The sequence below is a fragment of the uncultured Azohydromonas sp. genome, from assembly GCF_937926365.1.
GTDB lineage: Bacteria > Pseudomonadota > Gammaproteobacteria > Burkholderiales > Burkholderiaceae_C > Azohydromonas.
Genome location: NZ_CALAOH010000093.1, coordinates 41896 through 58647, shown reverse-complemented (window position 1 = coordinate 58647; position 16752 = coordinate 41896). Strand labels below are relative to the sequence as shown.

15 protein-coding genes and 1 pseudogene are annotated in these 16752 nt (G+C 67.3%); 8 read left to right on the top strand and 8 right to left on the bottom strand.

The genetic code is table 11. The features are described from left to right. The first annotated feature begins 496 nt into the window (after nt 1-496). Together Q0741_RS09735 and Q0741_RS09730 are read left to right on the top strand one after the other, a co-directional pair. Complete coding sequence (locus tag Q0741_RS09735) at nt 497-1303, top strand: crotonase/enoyl-CoA hydratase family protein (protein WP_298233001.1); 807 nt, start codon at nt 497-499, stop codon at nt 1301-1303. A gap of 546 nt (nt 1304-1849) precedes the next feature. Next, the gene (locus Q0741_RS09730) at nt 1850-3709 is read left to right on the top strand and encodes a hypothetical protein (RefSeq protein WP_298233000.1); all 1860 of its coding nucleotides are present in this window, start codon (nt 1850-1852) and stop codon (nt 3707-3709) included. 292 nt (nt 3710-4001) lie between these two features. Here Q0741_RS09730 and Q0741_RS09725 read toward each other — a convergent pair whose 3' ends face one another. Continuing rightward, a complete protein-coding gene (locus tag Q0741_RS09725) occupies nt 4002-4232 on the bottom strand; it encodes a hypothetical protein (protein ID WP_298232999.1) in 231 nt (76 codons plus the stop codon). Between the two features lie 79 nt (nt 4233-4311). Next, nucleotides 4312-5004: a hypothetical protein gene (locus Q0741_RS09720; RefSeq protein ID WP_298232998.1), complete on the bottom strand. Its 693-nt coding sequence runs from the start codon at nt 5002-5004 to the stop codon at nt 4312-4314. A 520-nt stretch (nt 5005-5524) separates the two neighbouring features. Here Q0741_RS09720 and Q0741_RS09715 point away from each other — a divergent pair. Continuing rightward, complete coding sequence (locus tag Q0741_RS09715; protein ID WP_298232997.1) at nt 5525-5866, top strand: DUF4148 domain-containing protein; 342 nt, start codon at nt 5525-5527, stop codon at nt 5864-5866. Between the two features lie 137 nt (nt 5867-6003). Here Q0741_RS09715 and Q0741_RS09710 read toward each other — a convergent pair whose 3' ends face one another. Then, complete coding sequence (locus tag Q0741_RS09710; RefSeq protein WP_298232996.1) at nt 6004-6834, bottom strand: class I SAM-dependent methyltransferase; 831 nt, start codon at nt 6832-6834, stop codon at nt 6004-6006. A gap of 141 nt (nt 6835-6975) precedes the next feature. On the opposite strand from Q0741_RS09710, the gene Q0741_RS09705 reads away from it, so the two are divergent. Beyond that, nucleotides 6976-7980 (top strand): AraC family transcriptional regulator, encoded by a 1005-nt coding sequence (locus tag Q0741_RS09705; RefSeq protein WP_298232995.1) that lies wholly within the window; start codon nt 6976-6978, stop codon nt 7978-7980. A 43-nt stretch (nt 7981-8023) separates the two neighbouring features. Here Q0741_RS09705 and Q0741_RS09700 read toward each other — a convergent pair whose 3' ends face one another. Then, on the bottom strand, nt 8024-8779 hold the full coding sequence (locus Q0741_RS09700) for a GntR family transcriptional regulator (protein ID WP_298232994.1): 756 nt from the start codon (nt 8777-8779) through the stop codon (nt 8024-8026). 102 nt (nt 8780-8881) lie between these two features. Here Q0741_RS09700 and Q0741_RS09695 point away from each other — a divergent pair, with 102 nt between their 5' ends. The 3 genes from Q0741_RS09695 (at nt 8882) to Q0741_RS09685 (ending at nt 11755) form a co-directional block, all read left to right on the top strand. Further along, nucleotides 8882-9664, top strand: coding sequence for an SDR family oxidoreductase (locus tag Q0741_RS09695; protein ID WP_298232993.1), 783 nt, complete (start codon nt 8882-8884; stop codon nt 9662-9664). A 72-nt stretch (nt 9665-9736) separates the two neighbouring features. Beyond that, the gene (locus Q0741_RS09690) at nt 9737-10669 is read left to right on the top strand and encodes a 3-keto-5-aminohexanoate cleavage protein (RefSeq protein WP_298232992.1); all 933 of its coding nucleotides are present in this window, start codon (nt 9737-9739) and stop codon (nt 10667-10669) included. Nucleotides 10670-10732: 63 nt separating this feature from the next. Next, nucleotides 10733-11755 (top strand): TRAP transporter substrate-binding protein, encoded by a 1023-nt coding sequence (locus Q0741_RS09685; protein WP_298232991.1) that lies wholly within the window; start codon nt 10733-10735, stop codon nt 11753-11755. Between the two features lie 166 nt (nt 11756-11921). Here the strand turns inward: Q0741_RS09685 and Q0741_RS09680 are convergent. After that, nucleotides 11922-13119, bottom strand: a pseudogene (locus Q0741_RS09680) (acetyl-CoA C-acyltransferase). A gap of 335 nt (nt 13120-13454) precedes the next feature. Between Q0741_RS09680 and Q0741_RS09675 the strand changes: the two are divergent. After that, on the top strand, nt 13455-14366 hold the full coding sequence (locus Q0741_RS09675) for a LysR family transcriptional regulator (RefSeq protein WP_298232990.1): 912 nt from the start codon (nt 13455-13457) through the stop codon (nt 14364-14366). Here Q0741_RS09675 and Q0741_RS09670 read toward each other — a convergent pair. The 3 genes from Q0741_RS09670 to Q0741_RS09660 form a co-directional block, all read right to left on the bottom strand. Beyond that, nucleotides 14311-15075 (bottom strand): gamma-glutamylcyclotransferase, encoded by a 765-nt coding sequence (locus tag Q0741_RS09670; protein ID WP_298232989.1) that lies wholly within the window; start codon nt 15073-15075, stop codon nt 14311-14313. The two genes, Q0741_RS09675 and Q0741_RS09670, sit on opposite strands and share 56 nt — an antisense overlap. Before the next feature lie 49 nt (nt 15076-15124). Continuing rightward, entirely contained in the window at nt 15125-15517 is a 393-nt protein-coding gene (locus tag Q0741_RS09665) for a hypothetical protein (RefSeq protein ID WP_298232988.1), read from the bottom strand. A 189-nt stretch (nt 15518-15706) separates the two neighbouring features. After that, on the bottom strand, nt 15707-16738 hold the full coding sequence (locus Q0741_RS09660) for a bifunctional diguanylate cyclase/phosphodiesterase (protein ID WP_298232987.1): 1032 nt from the start codon (nt 16736-16738) through the stop codon (nt 15707-15709). Nucleotides 16739-16752 lie beyond the last annotated feature (14 nt).

Here is a 16752-nt window from a genome sequence, read left to right as displayed (position 1 = left end):
GGGCCAGATTTAGTTGGCGTGCCGCCCCGGTCTCAAAGGCATGACTTGTTGCAGCTCCCTCGGAGAGCCGCCGAGCCGGTAGGGTCAGATTTAGTTGTGTGAACGCAGTGCGTCACATTGGGGGCTGCATTCCGTCATGGCCATGCGGCGCACAAGAAGGAAACTGCCCGCGGTTGCGCTGGCGCCGAAAGTGTTTTGAGGTGTCCTGACAAGAGTGGACAGCGACTATTGGTGCCGCCCGCGCTCTTTCGTTGTGGAAGTACTTTGAAGACCGCCGGCGGTACGGTGGCGGCCGCTGCCGCTCTGACAATGGCGCAGACTCACCATGCTCTCGAATCTCGACGACGTTCGTCCCAAGGCATCGAAGGATGGACGGCCCCGGCAGTGCGGCAGGTCAGCCTGCCGGGCTGCGGTGCCCCTTCGTGCTTCGATGCCTCTGGGCACGAATGGGTTTTCAGAGTTCGGGAGCGTTGAAGACCCACACAAGGAAACCGAGATGCACGACAACGACCCCATCCTCTTCGAGCAACGCGGCGCCGTGGCACTGCTCACGCTCAACCGCCCTGCCACGCGCAACGCCCTTGACGGCGAGGCCATGTACGCGGCCTTCGAGCAGCTGTTCGAGCGCCTCAACACCGACATGAGCCTGCGCGTTGCCGTGCTCACCGGTGCCGGCAGCGCCTTCTGCTCCGGCGGCGACGTGGCGAAGATGCGCGACCGCGAGGGCATGTTCGCCGGCAGCCCGCAGCAGATCGCCGAGAACTACCGCAATGGCATCCAGCGCATCCCGCGGGCCTTTGCGCGGCTGCAACTGCCCATCATCGCGGCCGTGAACGGGCCGGCCATTGGCGCGGGCAACGACCTGGCGTGCATGTGCGATATCCGCATCGCCTCCAGCGCAGCGCGCTTTGCCGAGAGCTTCGTCAAGGTGGGCATCGTGCCGGGCGATGGCGGCTGCTGGCTGCTGCCGCGCGTGGTGGGCGCTTCCAAGGCCGCGGAGATGGCGCTCACGGGCGATGCCATCGATGCGCAGGAGGCGCTGCGCATCGGGCTGGTGTCCAAAGTCGTGGCGCCGGAGTTGCTCCTGGAAGAAGCCCTCGCGCTGGCGGGCCGCGTTGCCGCCAACGCGCCGCAGGCGCTGCGCTGGACCAAGCAGCTGCTGCTGCAGGCGCGCACCGGCACGCTGGACGAGGCACTGGATGCCGCCGGCCGCTTCCAGGGCTTGGCGCACCACACGGCTGACCACGCGGAAGCAGTGGCGGCCTTCTTCGAAAAGCGCCCGCCGCGCTTCGGGCAAGGTTGAGGCGCCATGGCTGACGACGGCATCTTGCTGCTGCAGCGGCGCCCATACCCGGCGTGGCGCTGATGCGCCTGCACCGTCCCGGCGTGCGCCGTGGTCAACGCGCTGAACCTGGCGCTGCGCCGCGCGCGCTGGCCGAAGCCTTCATCCGGTGGTGAGGGCGTGGAGCCAGGGGTTGTGTCGGCACGAATGCGAACACAAGGCGCAGTCAGCACCGCTAACAACATACGCGAAACTCACCACAACACCTCCCCTTCTACTCGCCCCTTGATCTGCCTGCGCATTGTCCCGGTTTTGTCGCTGGCCTCGTTTGAGGAAAACAAAGGAGCGAGTCAGGAGGATGGTTTTGCGTAGCTTGGTTGAGGATGTATCGAGTACAGGGAGACGGAGAGGTTGGTAGCAGTATCTGGTATGTTGTTTAAAGTACTTGAAGCCGCCTGGGTGACACGCTCGATGCCGGTGACGGCACTGGTGGGGACACCCTGGGCCAACGACTGAAGCCATGCGGCGGCCCCTCTCAAGGAAGTTTCGTGGTCAGGTTCCACTACTATGGATGACGAGGCGCGGCGCGCCATGTTCCCGCAATACGAGCGGCTGAAGGTGGCGTCTTCCTGGCGCTGTACCACCCCAGCCGCGACGGAACCATGGGACAAGCACTGGCACGGACTCCTCCACACCGAGCACACTTTTGATTGCAGGACTGAGCGCAAGGCAAGACAGCCTCGCCTTTCGAAAATTGAGGGACTTCATTTGGCAAAGCCTGATTGGCAACCGAAGCACCGTAACGGCGACCGCGGCCGCAGCCGCGACCGTGGCCCCCGCGAGCCGGTACGGGATAACGTCCTCTTGCACCCGGCGTCGAACCCACGCTCCAAGGGGCCGCGGCAAGATAACTCCAAGGCGCAAGTCGCCAAGCAAGGAGTGAATGGCGCCTTGCGAGCTGCAAATTTGCGTCTGTTGCTGGAACACGCACCCGTGCGCGAAGCCTTGGCATTGGTGGCCGAGGTACCCTTGGAGCGGCTGGAAGCCATGTCCCAGGGCGCCTTGTGTCCCGACGAGACGGCATTCCATATCGAAAGAACCTTGAAGCTGCCCGGCAAGTGGCTGGACGGACTCAACAGGGAGGTGCCTACGCGCACGGTGGATCTGTTGAAGAACCCTGACAAGGTCGCCTTGCATGACGACGACGATCTTGACGAGGCCTCCCCAGAGCCATTGCCCACGCTGAGCCACGCCTCGGCGCAACCCGCGGCCGCAGCCCAACTAGCGCCCGCCTCGCGGCAAGCCCGGGTTGCCGACGCCGCAGCTTCCAAGTCCGTGGAGCCGCCCCCGGGCGCCATGGACCACGACGCTATGGAAACAGTACCCCAAGCCGCCTTCTCGGCCACGGGCCGCGCCAAAACCCTCGCTGCTCCTGGACGACAACAAAAGGCTGGACAACGCGTTGCAAGCGTCGCCGAAGCGCAGCTGCCGCTTTCCGAGATCGCTCTCACGCCGCGGTCCGGCTCGAAACAAACCTCCTCCATGGCCACTCCCGAGTTGCGCAAGCAGAACCTGACCGTGTTGCTTCAGGGCAAAGGCGCCAAGAGCGCGCTGGCCAGGGTCCTCCATGCCAAGCCACCGTACGTATCGACCATGCTCAGCGGGCGCAAGAGCCTGGACAAGGACCTCTGCCACAGCATGGCGCGCGCGCTGGGTCTGCCTGATGACTGGTTCGAGGCGCCGCGTACGGCTGCCGACATTCCTGCAACCACGCTCCAACGCCTTGCGCCCTTGCGGGATACGGTCATCGACGCCGAAACCACCCCGGGCAGCAGCGACGCGGCCCCAGCGCCGGCGTTACCCGCGCCCATGGGCGCCATCAACACAGCCGAGGCAGCCCCTGCAGCCGCAACGGTGTCGAGTGGATTCAATGCCGCGCCGGCAGGCCCCGCTGGAAGTGCTGCGGTTTCCCTGGCCACTGCGGTCAAGAAGCCAAAGGGGCGGCGCACCCAAGAAGTATCCCAACGCGGCAGCCAGCAGTCCCTCGATCCCGCTGATCTGGCCGCAGCATCCACCAGCGCGCCTGCAACCGCTGCGGCCCCGGCCGACCTACTGGCACCAGCGGAAGCAGAAGTTGATCCAGCGGCGCAAGCGCTTGTGCCCGTACGGCGGCAGGCCGAAGTCGTGGCTGCCCCTGCACCGGTCCCAAACGCTGTGCCGGCGCAGCCTCCGGCCCTGCAAAGCCCTGGATCGTTGCCTTTGCAGCCTGTCGACTTCACGGCGATGGTGTCGCAGACCCTGGTCATCGAAGGCGGTTTGGCGCCCATCACGGAAGCGCTTATCAAGATGCTGGTGCTCAAGGCACGGCAAGGCACGCTTTCGGAAGACAAAGCCTTCGAACTGCTGGGAGCGGTGCGCTTGCTCTGATCAGGGGCCGCGCTGTTCCTCCTGTAGTCCAGCGCCTGTGTGCAGGCCGTTGGGCATCGGGGGTATGCCCAACGGGCTCCACGACCACCGAAACAGCGTGGTCGCTGTCCGGGCATGGAGGACAGGCTTGCCAGGCCCGGCTTTCAGCGCCGGCGCTCTGGCAAGCCGCTGAAACCGCTCGGCAGGCAGATGACACGCACGACCTGCCATCCGCAGGGCAACCGGGGCAGTCCGCGCGGATTCGGAGCGCGGGCGCAGGCCGGCCGCGCGGGGAGACGCGGTCAGCCCGGGATCAGCGTGAGCCGGCGGCCCACTGCATCACGAGCGCGGGCTCGGCACCAAACCGTTCGCGCAGCGCGAAGATCTCGTGGCGGACTTGGCGAAGGCTCAATTCACCACGGAAGGCACGCCGCTCCAGATCAGCCATGGCTGAGAGATATTCAGCGGGCGGTGCTTCGGCAGGTGGGCGTGAAAGCGAGTTGTTGTCCATGATCAGCGTCTGGGTGGAGAGGATTACCGCCAAGGGCGCTCATCCAGCCAGGGGGCTGATGGACGCCTCAGCTGTCGGTGTGCTGCATGACGCCAATTGTCATTTATCAATCTCAACCGCGCATCACGGAAATCACGTAAGCCCAAACCCTGGCCTGCCCCGCGTCCACTGTTGCTCGATGGAGCAGTCGAGTCACTCCCTGTCGCCGGATCCATTCGAGGAGCGCGTCCGAAGGAGTCCTCGAAACCACCCCGAGAAGACACGAATTGCCGAAGACGGCCTGCGCCAAGCATCCAAGGAAGCAAGATCCGCGTTCAGCAAGCCCGCTCAGCGCGCCGTCACGGACGGCACCGGCTCTGCCGTCCACAATCAGCCTGAAATGGGCATCCACGATCGTTGAAATCCGCGCCAGGCAATCCCTTGGCGCTCGACCGGTGAGCCTTGCGGCCGTACTTCGAACAGCGGCGCAACGTTGCGGCGGTATCAACACTGCCGTGGCGGCGCACATCAGGCCGGTGGCGGTGCAGTGATGCGCAGCATCCTGGCTTTGGAAGGCACGCCGTTGAAGATGAAGATTGAGTTGAGCAACCAGTCCGTAGGCACTACCGCCGCCGGTCAGCATACTGACATCGGACAGCAGGATCGCGGCCGAGTGGTAGAGCCTTGCCTGCGTGGCGCGCGCGGTAGGTGTCCAACGGCCCGTGGCCGGATTCCAGAGCTCCGGCGTGTAGTGGGCGTCGCTCAGGACGTTGGCAGTGGTCGAGCCGCCATTGAGCCCATGCGGCACCTTCATCGCCTTGTTCACCCGATTCCTGGTGAAAGGTCAACCATGCAGTTGCATTCACATCGAAGCAACCGCATTGTCCCGGTCGAACGCCATGGACATCCACTATCTCGCCTGGCTCGATGGCCGCGGTTCGAGGCCCCTGCACGAACAAGGCCGCTTTGACGAAATCCAGGCCCCGAGCGCACCCGGGCACACGCGGTATTCGTGCCGCGATCAAGCCCACATCGGCGGGTGAAGCACATGGGACGTGGTGTGAGGCTCGACAGGGGCGGCCTTCCACGACTTCCTGACGCGCCTGGCAGGTGGGCTTCGCGCGGTGGCCGCCTTCCATGTCACGCCCGAACAGGCTGCGGCGGCCTGCCTCGTCCCCGAGCGGATGTCGTTCTCCAGGATCGCAGCCAGGACGCGACCCGCCTTGAGGCTCGCACCTCTGCGGCGCCGGGTATCCCTGTTCCCGCCGCCTGATTGCGCCGGGTCACGCCGCGGCGCCTACAGTGGCTGCAGCCGGCTTCATTCGAAGGCCGGCGAGGAGATGCCCATGAAGCTCTACATCCCGATGGCAGCGCTGGCTGTGGCACTGGCTTCCACGGCAGTCTGGGCGCAGGATCGGCCGCTCACGCGCGCCGAGGTCAAGGCCGAGCTCGAACGCGCACGCGCCGACGGCTCGCTGCAAAGGCTCAACAGCGATTACTACGACTGGTGGGACAGCACGAACCAGGGCACCGCCCCGGCGGGCGCCGCCGGCCGCAGCTTCGACAGAGGCGAAGCGGCCATGCAGGGCGGCAAGACCCGCGCCGAGGTGAAGGAGGAGCTGCGCCGTGCCCGCGACAGCGGTGAACTGCAGCGCCTACAAGAGAGCTACGGCCCTGGGGGCGACTGAACCGGCGCACGCTGGCGTGCGCCGCCTGGCCTGGGCCTCGTGGACGAGGCTCTGCGCCTATCGACATGGTTCGGCTCTTCTCTTCTGGGCGCGACGGGTGGCGGGAGTGGCCCGCCCGCCGCGCTCACTCTGACGGATCAGGCGACCGTGATGACGACTTCCGCGTACTCACTGGGCACGACCAGGCCGCGGCCACGGCCGACATCGAGCTCGCCGAGCAGCGAGGCGATGTCGGCCAGCAGCGCCGCGCGGCCTTGGGCGTTCAGCGAGGCGAGCGCCTTGTGGGTCGGACCGTAGTAGTCGCCGAACACCTGGAGGAAATGCGCCGCCGAGCGGTAGCGGAAGTTGAAATGCTTGCGCTCGACCCGCAGCGCGCGCGCCGCTGGACCGAACAGTGAGGTGAGGTGCGCCTCGTTGCCCCACAGTGCGGGCGAGCGCACGCCTGCCGGCGGGGGGACGTGGGCGCCGATAGTCTTGAACAGGCGACCGATGAAGCCCTCGGGCGTCCAGTTCGCCATCGCGATGCGGCCGCCCGGGCGCGTGACGCGCAGCATCTCGCGCGCGGCCGACGCATGGTCGGGGGCGAACATGACACCGAAGGTCGAGATCACCACGTCGAAGCTCGCCGCCTCGTAAGGCAGCGCTTCGACGTCAGCCACCTCGAAGCTGACGTCGAGGCCTTCGGCCTCGGCACGCCGGCGGCCCTTGTCGAGCAGCTCGGGCACGTAGTCGGTGGAGGTGACGCGAGCGTAGCGGCGCGCGGCGGCGAGCGTGGCGTTGCCATTGCCGGCGGCCACGTCGAGCACGCGCTCGTCGCTGCGCACATCGGCGGCCTCGGCAAGCTGCTCGCCGACGATCTGCAGCGTCGTGCCGACGACGGCATAGTCGCCGCTGGCCCAGGTCGCCTGCTGGCGCTGCTTGATCGCGGTGTAGTCGGGCGTTGGTTCCGGGGTAGAGGCGGTGGTCATGGTGTCGCGTTCCTGTGTCGGAGAGTGGTCCGGTGCATCCGTGCATCGGTGCGTTCATGATTGGCCGCTGACCCTGGGCGCGCTTTCCCTGCCGTCGCCCGCGTTTGCTCATCCGTCCGCGATTGCATCGGCGAGGCAGGCATGAACAAGCTCGATCCGCTGTCCGACGTGCTTCGCAGCGTGCGGCTGCGAGGCTCCGTGTTCTTTCACGTGAGCTGCCGCGACGAGTGGTCGGCATGGGCGCCGCCCTCGCAGGAATTGGGGCCGGCCGTGATGCCGGGCGCCGATCACGTCATCGAATACCACCTGTTCGTGAAGGGCAGCGGCTGGGTCGCGGTGGAGGGCGAGCCGCCGTTGCGGCTCAGCGCCGGCGACATCGTCATGCTGCCGCACGGCGATGCGCACGTGGTGTCCAGTGCACCCGGCGTCTCGCCCGCTCAAGAGGGCGACTGGCTCACGCGCATGCGCGACGACCCGAAGCCCATCCCGATCTCGTACCGGGGCGGCGCCTTCGCGGCCGGCGAAAGCCTGCCCACGGAAGACGCGTCGGCGGTCATCCTGTGCGGCTTCATCGCCTGTGACCTCAAGCCGTTCAACCCGCTCATCGACGCGCTGCCGCGCCTGCTGCACCTGCCGGCAGCGGGCGTGGGCGCCTGGGTGGCGCCGGTGCTGGAGCAGGCGGCGCAGGAATGTGGCGCGCAGCGTGCGGGGGGCGCCGCGTTGCTGCAGCGGGTCAGCGAGATGGTCTTCGTCGATGCGGTCAAGCGCTACCTCGACGCGCTGCCCGAGCAGTCGCAAGGCTGGCTGGGCGCGCTGCGCGACCGCCAGGTCGGACGCGCGCTCTCGCTGATGCACGGCGACCCCGCGCAGCCTTGGACGCTCGAAGAGCTGGGGCGCCGCGTGGGCCTGTCGCGATCTGCGCTGCACGAGCGCTTCGTCGCGCTCGTCGGCATGCCGCCAATGCAGTACCTCACGCAGTGGCGGCTGCAGTGTGGTGCGCGGCTCTTGAGCGAAGGCCACACGGTGGTGGCCTCGATCGCGCAACAAGTGGGCTACGAGTCCGAGGCGGCGTTCTCGCGCGCGTTCAAGCGCGCGACCGGGCTGCCGCCCGCGGCCTGGCGGCGGGCACAGGCGCTGTCGTCTTGAGTGGGGTGAGAGCCAGGCGTTCGGCCATGCGACGCCGAGGCGCTCACGCCCGATTCGGGCGTCGCGGCGGCATTGCGGCGCCCGCCGGCGGGTTGGCGGGCGTGGCGTCAGCAGCCAGCAGCACACCAGCGGAAATGATGAACTCCGCCGCACTGCCGATGTCGCCCTGCAGAGCCCGGCGCGCGGCCGCACCGTCGCGCCTGGCGAGCGCCTCGACGAGTGCCGTGTGGTGCGTCACCGCGACCTGTTCGGCAATGCGCCGCGAGCCCGCGCGAAGGTCGTGGTTCAGGATCGGGCCGATACGCAGCCACAGGGCCTCGATCATGTGCAGCAGCATCGGCATCCTGGCGGCCGCGTAGATCGCGAAGTGCAGTTCCTTGTTGAACGTGATCAGGCGCGAGCCGTCCGGCCTCGCAGCCGACATCTCGGCGGAAAACCGGTCGTGCCACTGCAGCACCTTGCTCAGGCTTTCCTCGTCGATCGCCGCGGCCGCCTGTTCGGTGGCCAAACCCTCCAGATTGACTCGGATGGTGGTGATCTCGCGGAACTGGCTCACGGTCATCGTCGGCACCCGCAACGCACGATTGGGCGTCACCTCCAGCGCCTGCTCCGCCACCAGGCGCTGCATCGCTTCACGCACGGGCATCACGCTCACACCGAGCGCCACGGCGGCGCTACGCAGCGAGATCTGTTCGCCCGGCATCATCTGCCCGGACATCACCAGTTCCTTGAGCTGCTCGTAGACGTTCGCACTCAAGGTCTGGCGCTTCAGCGGAGTGACAAGCTCAGTAAGGGCCATCTAAGCAGTATAGCCAACTGGGGTAATTCCATATAAGTGATCTGTGATCACAGATCTAGGATCACCACATACCGAATCCAACCCCTCATGGAGTGACTGCAGATGTGGAATCAGACTTCGCTGGCCGGCAAGCGCGTGCTGGTGACGGCCGGCGCTGACGGCATAGGGCTGGAGATCACGCGCGGCTTTGCCGCCGCCGGCGCCAGGGTGATGGTGTGCGACGTCCAGGCCGCCAGCCTGGAACGGCTGGCCCGCGAGCTGCCGGAGGTGGACGTCTGCCTGGCCGACGTGTCGAGCGAAGCCGCCGTCGCCGCCCTGTTCGAGACGCTGGATCGCAAGCTCGGCGGCCTGGACGTGCTGGTGAACAACGCCGGTGTCGCCGGCCCGACGGGCGGCGTGGAAACCCTGTCGCTGGCGGATTGGGAGCGCACGCTGGCCGTCAACCTCACGGGCCAGTTCCTGTGCGTGCGCCAGGCCGTGCCGCGCCTGCGCAGGAGCGCCGATGCGTCGATCATCAATCTCTCCTCGGCCGCGGGGCACCTGGGCATGCCGGGGCGCACGCCGTACTCGGCATCCAAGTGGGCCGTGGTGGGCTTCACGAAGTCGCTGGCCATCGAACTCGGCCGCGACGGCATCCGGGTCAACGCGATCCTGCCCGGCGCCGTGGACGGGCCGCGCATCCGCGCCGTGATTGCTGCCAAGGCGCAGGCCAACGGCAAGCCGCTGGAGGAAGTCACGCGCGACTACACCTCGCAGGCGGCACTGGGGCGCATGGTGACGGCGCGCGACATCGCCAACATGGCGCTGTTCGCCGCCAGCGACCTGGCGGCCAACGTCACCGGCCAGGAACTGGTCGTCGATGGCCTCACGCAAGCCCTGAGCTGACCCGCGCAAAGCCCTGCACGGTCACACCGCGCCCGGCACGCCAGGGCGCCCTCCCGATTCATGGAGTCCACCATGGCCACCCGAGCCAAAGCCATCATCACCTGCGCGCCCACCGGCGCCATCCACACGCCCAGCATGTCGCCCCACCTGCCGGTGACGGCCGACGAGATCGCCGCCGCGGCGATCGAAGCTGCCGAGGCAGGCGCGGCGATCCTGCACCTGCATGCGCGCGACCCGAAAGACGGGCGCCCCTCCCAGGACCCGGAGCTGTTCCGCCCCTTCCTTTCCAAGATCAAGGCGGCCACCAACGCGGTGATCAACATCACCACGGGGGGCAGCCCGCACATGACGGTGCAGGAGCGCATGCTGCCCGCCACCACCTTCAAGCCCGAGCTGGCCTCGCTGAACATGGGCTCGATGAACTTCGGCCTGTTCCCGATGCTCGACCGCTTCAAGGAATTCAGGCACGACTGGGAGCGCGAGCACCTGCAAAACAGCCGCAACCTGATTTTCAAGAACACCTTCAGCGACATCGAAAGCATCCTCGAGATCGGCAATGCCAACGGCACCCGCTTCGAGTTCGAGTGCTACGACATCAGCCACCTCAACAACCTCAAGCACTTCATGGACCGCGGCCTGGTCAAGGCGCCCGTGTTCGTGCAGTCCGTGTTCGGCATCCTCGGGGGCATCGGTGCCGATCCGGAAGACCTGATGCACATGCACCGCACGGCCGCACGGCTGTTCGGCGACCGTTTCCGTTGGTCGATCCTGGGCACCGGGCGCAACCAGATTCCGCTGGCCACCATCGGAGCGGCCATGGGCGCCAACGTGCGTGTCGGCCTGGAAGACTCGCTGTGGATCGGCCCCGGCCGCCTGGCCGTCTCCAGCGCCGAGCAGGTGCGGCGCATCCGCGCCGTGCTGGAGGCGCTGAACATCGACATCGCCACGCCCGACGAGGCGCGCGAGATCCTGGACTTGAAGGGCGCGCACCAGGTCGCGTTCTAGAACACCACCACCGACCCGACCGATTCGCATCGCCCCCTGTCAAACCATTCGAAGGATTACGCCATGAAGACACGTCGCCACTGGCTGTGGACCGCAGCACTTGCAACGGGTGTTGTCCTGTCAACCAACGTTCAAGCCAACCAGGGCAAGGAGTATTCGCTGAAGATCGCCTCCGCGCAGACCGCGGACCACCCTTTCAGCGTGGGCGCCCAGAAGTTCGCCGACCTGATGTCCGCCAAGAGCAGCGGCAGGATCAAGGCCAAGCTGTTTCCAGGCGCCACGCTGGGCGGCGACGCCCAGGTGATCTCCTCGCTGCAGGGAGGAACCATCGACATCACGGTGGTGAGCACCGGGCTGCTGTCCACCATGAACAAGGACTTCGCGGTCTACTACCTGCCGATGGTCTTCAACGACGCCAGGGAAGCCGACGCGGTGGTCGACAGCCCCTTTGGAAAGAAGCTGCTCGACAAGCTGCCCGAGAAGGGACTGGTGGGACTGGCGTACTGGGAGCACGGCTTTCGCAACGTCACCAACTCCAAACGGCCGATCACGAAGTGGGAAGACTTCCAGGGCCTGAAGTTCCGCGTGATCCAGATCCCTATCTTCGTGGACATCTACACCACGCTGGGCGCGAACGCGGTGCCCATGCCCTTCCCCGAGCTCTACACCGCGCTGGAGCAGAAGGCAGTGGACGGTCAGGAGACGGCGCTGCCGACCATCGCCACGGCCAACTTCGCGGAGGTGCAGAAGTACCTTTCGACCACGCGCATCGTCTACGACCCGCTGGTCGTGCTCATCAGCAAGAAGACCTGGGACCGCATGAGCCCGCAGGACCAGAAGATCGTGGCCGATGCCGCCCAGGAGGCCACGGACTACGAGCGCAAGCTCAACCGTGAGCGCGAAGCGGCCATGCTCAAGGAATCGCCGGCCAAGGGCATGGCCGTCAACGACGTCCCGCAGGCCGAGCGCGAGCGCATGCGCGAGCGGCTCAAGCCCGTCACGGAAAAGTTCGCCAAGCAGATCGACCCGGTGCTGCTGGCTGAATTCATGAGTGAGGTGGCGAAAGCCCGCAACGCCAGCAAGTGACCTCGCCCCCGAAGGCGCAGCTCCCGGCTGATGGTCGAATCAGCAACTGCGCCTCCTGTCTGGACACGCCCATGCGGGACCTGCTCCGCCATACACCGCGGGCAGCGCCCGCCCAGTAAGGCCGGACGCGGCTTGCCTTCCGGCAAGCCGCGCGCCAGCGCAACCCTCAGGCACGCTCAAGGCACAGCGCTATCCCTTGTCCCCCTCCGATGCACAGCGCCACGACGGCCTTGCGCTCGCCGGTGCGCCGCAATGCATGCGCCACCTTGGTGATGAGGATGGCACCCGTGGCGCCGATGGGATGGCCATGGGCAATGGCGCCGCCGTCGATGTTGAACCTGTGCTCGTCGATGCGCAGTTCATCCCGCACCGCAAGCGCGATGGCGGCAAAGGCTTCATTGACCTCAAACCTGTCCACGTCGCCGGTCTTCCACCCGGCGAGCGCCAGCGCCTTCTCTATCGCCGGGATGGGCCCCAGGCCGAACATGCCCGGCTCGACCGCGGCCAGCCCCACGGACCGATCAGCAGCATCGGCTCCAGGCCCAGCGAGCGGGCCGTCTCGGCGCTGGTCACGACCATGGCCGAAGCGCCGGCGTTGACGCCGGGGGCGTTTCCCGCGGTGATGGTGCCGTCCGGTCGAAACGCGGGACGCAGCTTCGCAAGGCTCTCTACCGTTGTCTCCGGCCGGTTGGACTCATCCTTGCCGAACACGACGTCGCCCTTGCGGCCTCGGATGGTGACGGGCGCGATCTCGTGGTCGAACCACCCTGCTTCCTGCGCGGCTGCAAAGCGCCGCTGGCTTTCCGCGGCATAGGCATCCTGCCTGCCGCGCGAGATGTCGAAGCGCTGCACGAGATCCTCGGTATGCCAGCCGGAATGCCGACCGGAGAACGCATCGTGCAGCCCGTCGCGCAGCAGCGCATCGACGGCTGAGGCGTCACCCATGCGGCTGCCGAACCTCATGCCTGGCAGCAGGTAGGGGGCGCGGTCCATGTTCTCCGTGCCGCCGGCCACCACGACGCCTGACATCCCGCTGAGGACTTCGGCATAGGCACTGACGACGGCCTGCGCACCCGACCCGCAGACACGGTTGACGGTATAGGCGGGTACCGCATTCGGCAGCCCACCGGCCAGGGCAGCCCACCGGCCAGGGCGGCCTGGCGGGCGACGTTCATGCCGTTGCCGGCCTGCACGACATTGCCGAACACCACCGAGTCCACGACGCTGGGCTCCAGACCGGCCCGGCCGAGCGCGGCCGCAATGGCGTGCCCGCCCAGGGCCGCGGCCGGGACGTCCTTGAGCGCGCCTGAAAATGCGCCGACGGGCGTACGCACTGCAGAGGCAATGACAACTTCGCTAGGCATTTGGGTCCTCTTCGAGATTTGCGTTCCAATCCACCAAGATGGCGTGCGGATTGCGATGCAGGTTATCGGCCGGGCATGGGGCGCTCGGATTCGGTACACGCCGCTGCCGCGACTATGCTGGCCTGACGGCCTGCTGCTGCGCCGTCAGCAGTCCCGAAAAGGATATGGTTCAAGCGGGGTGGCGAAAAAGCCGGGCCGGCTGAAACACGGCTTTGCAGTTTCAGCAATAGTCTTCCGGCCCAACTCAACACCCATTTTCTTCTCGGCCTAAATTTCCTTGTCATCCCCAATGACCTGATGGGCGTCTTGAGCTTGTTCGGATTGGACTCGAAAGCATGGACCGCATCGCCGCGATGAACGCCTTCGTCCGGGTGGTTGAGGCCGGCACCTTCACCAAGGCAGCCGAAACGATGAACCTGCCCAACGCCACCGTGACCCGGCTGATCCAGGCCCTGGAGCAGGACCTCAAGGTGCGGCTCTTGCATCGCACCACGCGCTCGGTCACCGTCACTGCCGAAGGCGCCACCTACTACGAGCGGGTGGTGCGCCTGCTGGCGGACCTGGCCGACATCGAGTCGGCCACGCGCCAGTCGCTGGCCAAGCCCTCGGGCCGGGTGCGCGTGGAGACGGCTCCGGGCATCGCCACGATGGTCATCGTGCCGGCGCTGGCCGGGTTCTACCGCGAGTATCCCGACGTCGAAGTGGAACTGGGCACGGGGCACAAGCACATCGACCTGGTGGCCGAAGGCATCGACTGCGCCATCCGCGCCGGCAACGTCGACGAGCAGCTGATGGTGGCCCGGCGCATCGGACGCTTCGGCTTCACCACCTGCGCCGCGCCGGCCTTGCTGCAGGCGCACGGCAAGCCCGGGACGCCTGAGGACGTCGCGCGCCTGCCCACGGTCGGCATGATCACCGCGCAGAGCACGCGGGCCCTGCCCTTCAGGTTCTCCCACGGCGGCAGCGAGATCGAGCCGGTGTTGAACCACAAGCTCGTCGTCAACGATACCAACGCCTACCTGGCCGCCGGCCTGGCAGGTCTGGGCATCATCCAGGCGCCGTCCTACGCGGTGCACCAGGCGGTGCAGGCCGGACGCCTGGTGCCGCTGCTGGAGGACTGGCGCAGGCCGGACATGCCGGTGCATGTGATCTATGCACCCAACCGCTACCTCAGCGCCAAGGTGCGCGTCTTCATCGACTGGGCGGTCCAGCTTTTCGAACGCCACGCGTGCCTCCGCCCGGCGTGACCGGCACCGGCAAGCCGGCTTCGCGGTCGGCGCCCGCCACCGCGCGCCGCAGCCGCTCGATGCCGGCGTCCCGTATGCCCAGCCGCTGCAGGGCCTGGACCGTCGCGTCGAAGTAGCTGCGGCAGTTGCCGTACCGGCCCTGGCCGGTGCACACGAGCCGCGCGACGGCATCGACCGGCAGGCCGCCGATGTAGCGCTCGTGGCGGCGGATGGCGACGAACGTGAGGGCGCGCACCCGGCGCCCACCGGCCCAGGCCCAGACCCAGCGCGCGTCATAGGAGCCGGCCAGCATCTCGCGCCGCCACAGCAGCCGCAGCTCCTCCCTCACCTTGCAGGCCTCGATACGGTAGAGCACGCCGTGGCAGCTGCCGCCGCGGTCCAGTGCCAGCATGACGCCCGGCGCCTGCGGCGTACCGCGGCCGAAGACCATGCGCAGGCAGAAGCGCCGATGCCAGCCCGGCACCAGCGCGACGGTGCTGCCCAGCACGTCCATCGCCGGGTCCCACATCAGCGAGCCGTAGCCGAAGACGTGCAGGTCCAGGGCCGGATCGTGCGCCCGCAGCACCGCGTCCAGCGTGGCTTCGAGCTCCGCCTCGCTGCGGCAGTTCAGTCCCGGCGGGGGGTCGGCACGCAGCGCCGCCACCACCGCGGCGTCGCACAGGCGGTGGCGCCGCACCGGTTGCGCCGGTTTGGCCTCAGGCTGGTCCATGGTCGAAGGTTGCGCAATGGCGACCCGAGTGCCCGGCCGCCGGCTTCGCTTAGCGCACGGCTCGCGTGGCGTCGAATGCCGTGCCGGCAGTGACTTCGCCCCGCTTGGCGGCGATGCTCTGCACCAGCATCGCGAAGCGCGGCGACTTGCGCAGCGCGTCGTACAGCGCCGACGCGCGCTGGTATTCGGCACTGAAGACATCCGGCGTTTCGCCGTGCTGGAGCGCGGCCAACCCCGAGTCCTGCCAGACCTGCAGGTCTGCCAGCACCTCCGCCCGGCTCAGCGCGGAAGGCTGAGCGCTGAAGACGGGAGCGGATTCGTGGACGGCCGGCGTTGCGGTGGCGCCGGAAGGTGCGTCGTCGGCCTCATGAGCCTGTGCCGTCACGAAGGCACTGGCGACCGCAATGGTGGAGATGGCAACGTATTGAAGCAGTTTGGACATGGCAGTTCCTGGTGATGCCGCAGCTTGGGACCGGTTGGCGCCGCTGTGGCTTCGGTCTTCGATGCGCTGCTGCGTGGCTGGCGTCATCGATGGCATGAAGAGTAGGTGCCGGCACGCCCAGGAAAAAGAGCGCCTCGCCCAATAGCGAATTGCAGCATCAGCAATAAACGAGGCCCTGCCCTGCGTTCGTCAGTCACTCACCACCCAGCTGCGCTGCAACAGCTGCGGCACCTGTGCCGCGGGCACCGGGCGGCTGAAGTGGTAGCCCTGTAGCAGGTCGCAGGCCAGCGCCTTGAGCATTCGGGCCTGCTCCTGCGTCTCCACGCCCTCGGCCGTGACGCGCATGCGCAGGCTGTGAGCCATGGCCAGCACCGCGCGCACGATGGCTTCGTTCTCCCCGCCGGCCAGCAATCCGTTGACAAAGCAGCGGTCGATCTTGATGCTTTGGATCGGCATGCGGGTGAGGTAGGCCAGCGACGAGTAGCCGGTGCCGAAGTCGTCCAGCGCGATACGGATGCCGCGCTCCCGCAGCGCCTGCAGGATCAGCCGCGCGGCATCGGCGTTCTCCATCACGGCGCCTTCCGTGACCTCCAGCTCCAGCAGCTGCGGCGCCAGGCCGGTCTGGTCGAGCACGTCCAGCACCATGCGCGCCAGCCCGGGCTGTTCGAACTGGCGCGGCGACAGGTTGACCGCCACGGTCACGGGCGGACCGTCGCGATTCCATAGCGCGGCCTGCATGCAGGCCGTGCGCAGCACCCACTGGCCGATGCTGTTGATCAGGCCGCTTTCCTCGGCCAGCGGGATGAACTCCGCCGGCGGAACCAGCCCCCGCGTCGGATGGCTCCAGCGCAGCAGCGCCTCGACCGAGCGGATGCGCCCGGTGGCCGCCTCGACCTGGGGCTGGTAGACGAGGTGGAACTCCTGGCGCGCCAGCGCGGCGCGCAGGCTACTTTCAAGGTCCATGCGCTGCAGCAGCTGGTCCGTCAGGCCGGCACGGTAGAGGCTGATGCCGTTGCGGCCCGAGCGCTTGGCCTGGTACATGGCCGCGTCGGCGTGCTTGAGCAAGGTGGCCGAGTCACAGCCGTCGTCGGGATAGCAGGCGATGCCGATGCTGGCGGCCAGGTTCAACTCGCGGCCTTCCAGCACGAAGGGCACGCGCAGGGACTGCGCGATGCGCTGCGCGATGGCGACGGCGTCCTGGACATGACCGATGTCCCTCACCACCGCGGTGAACT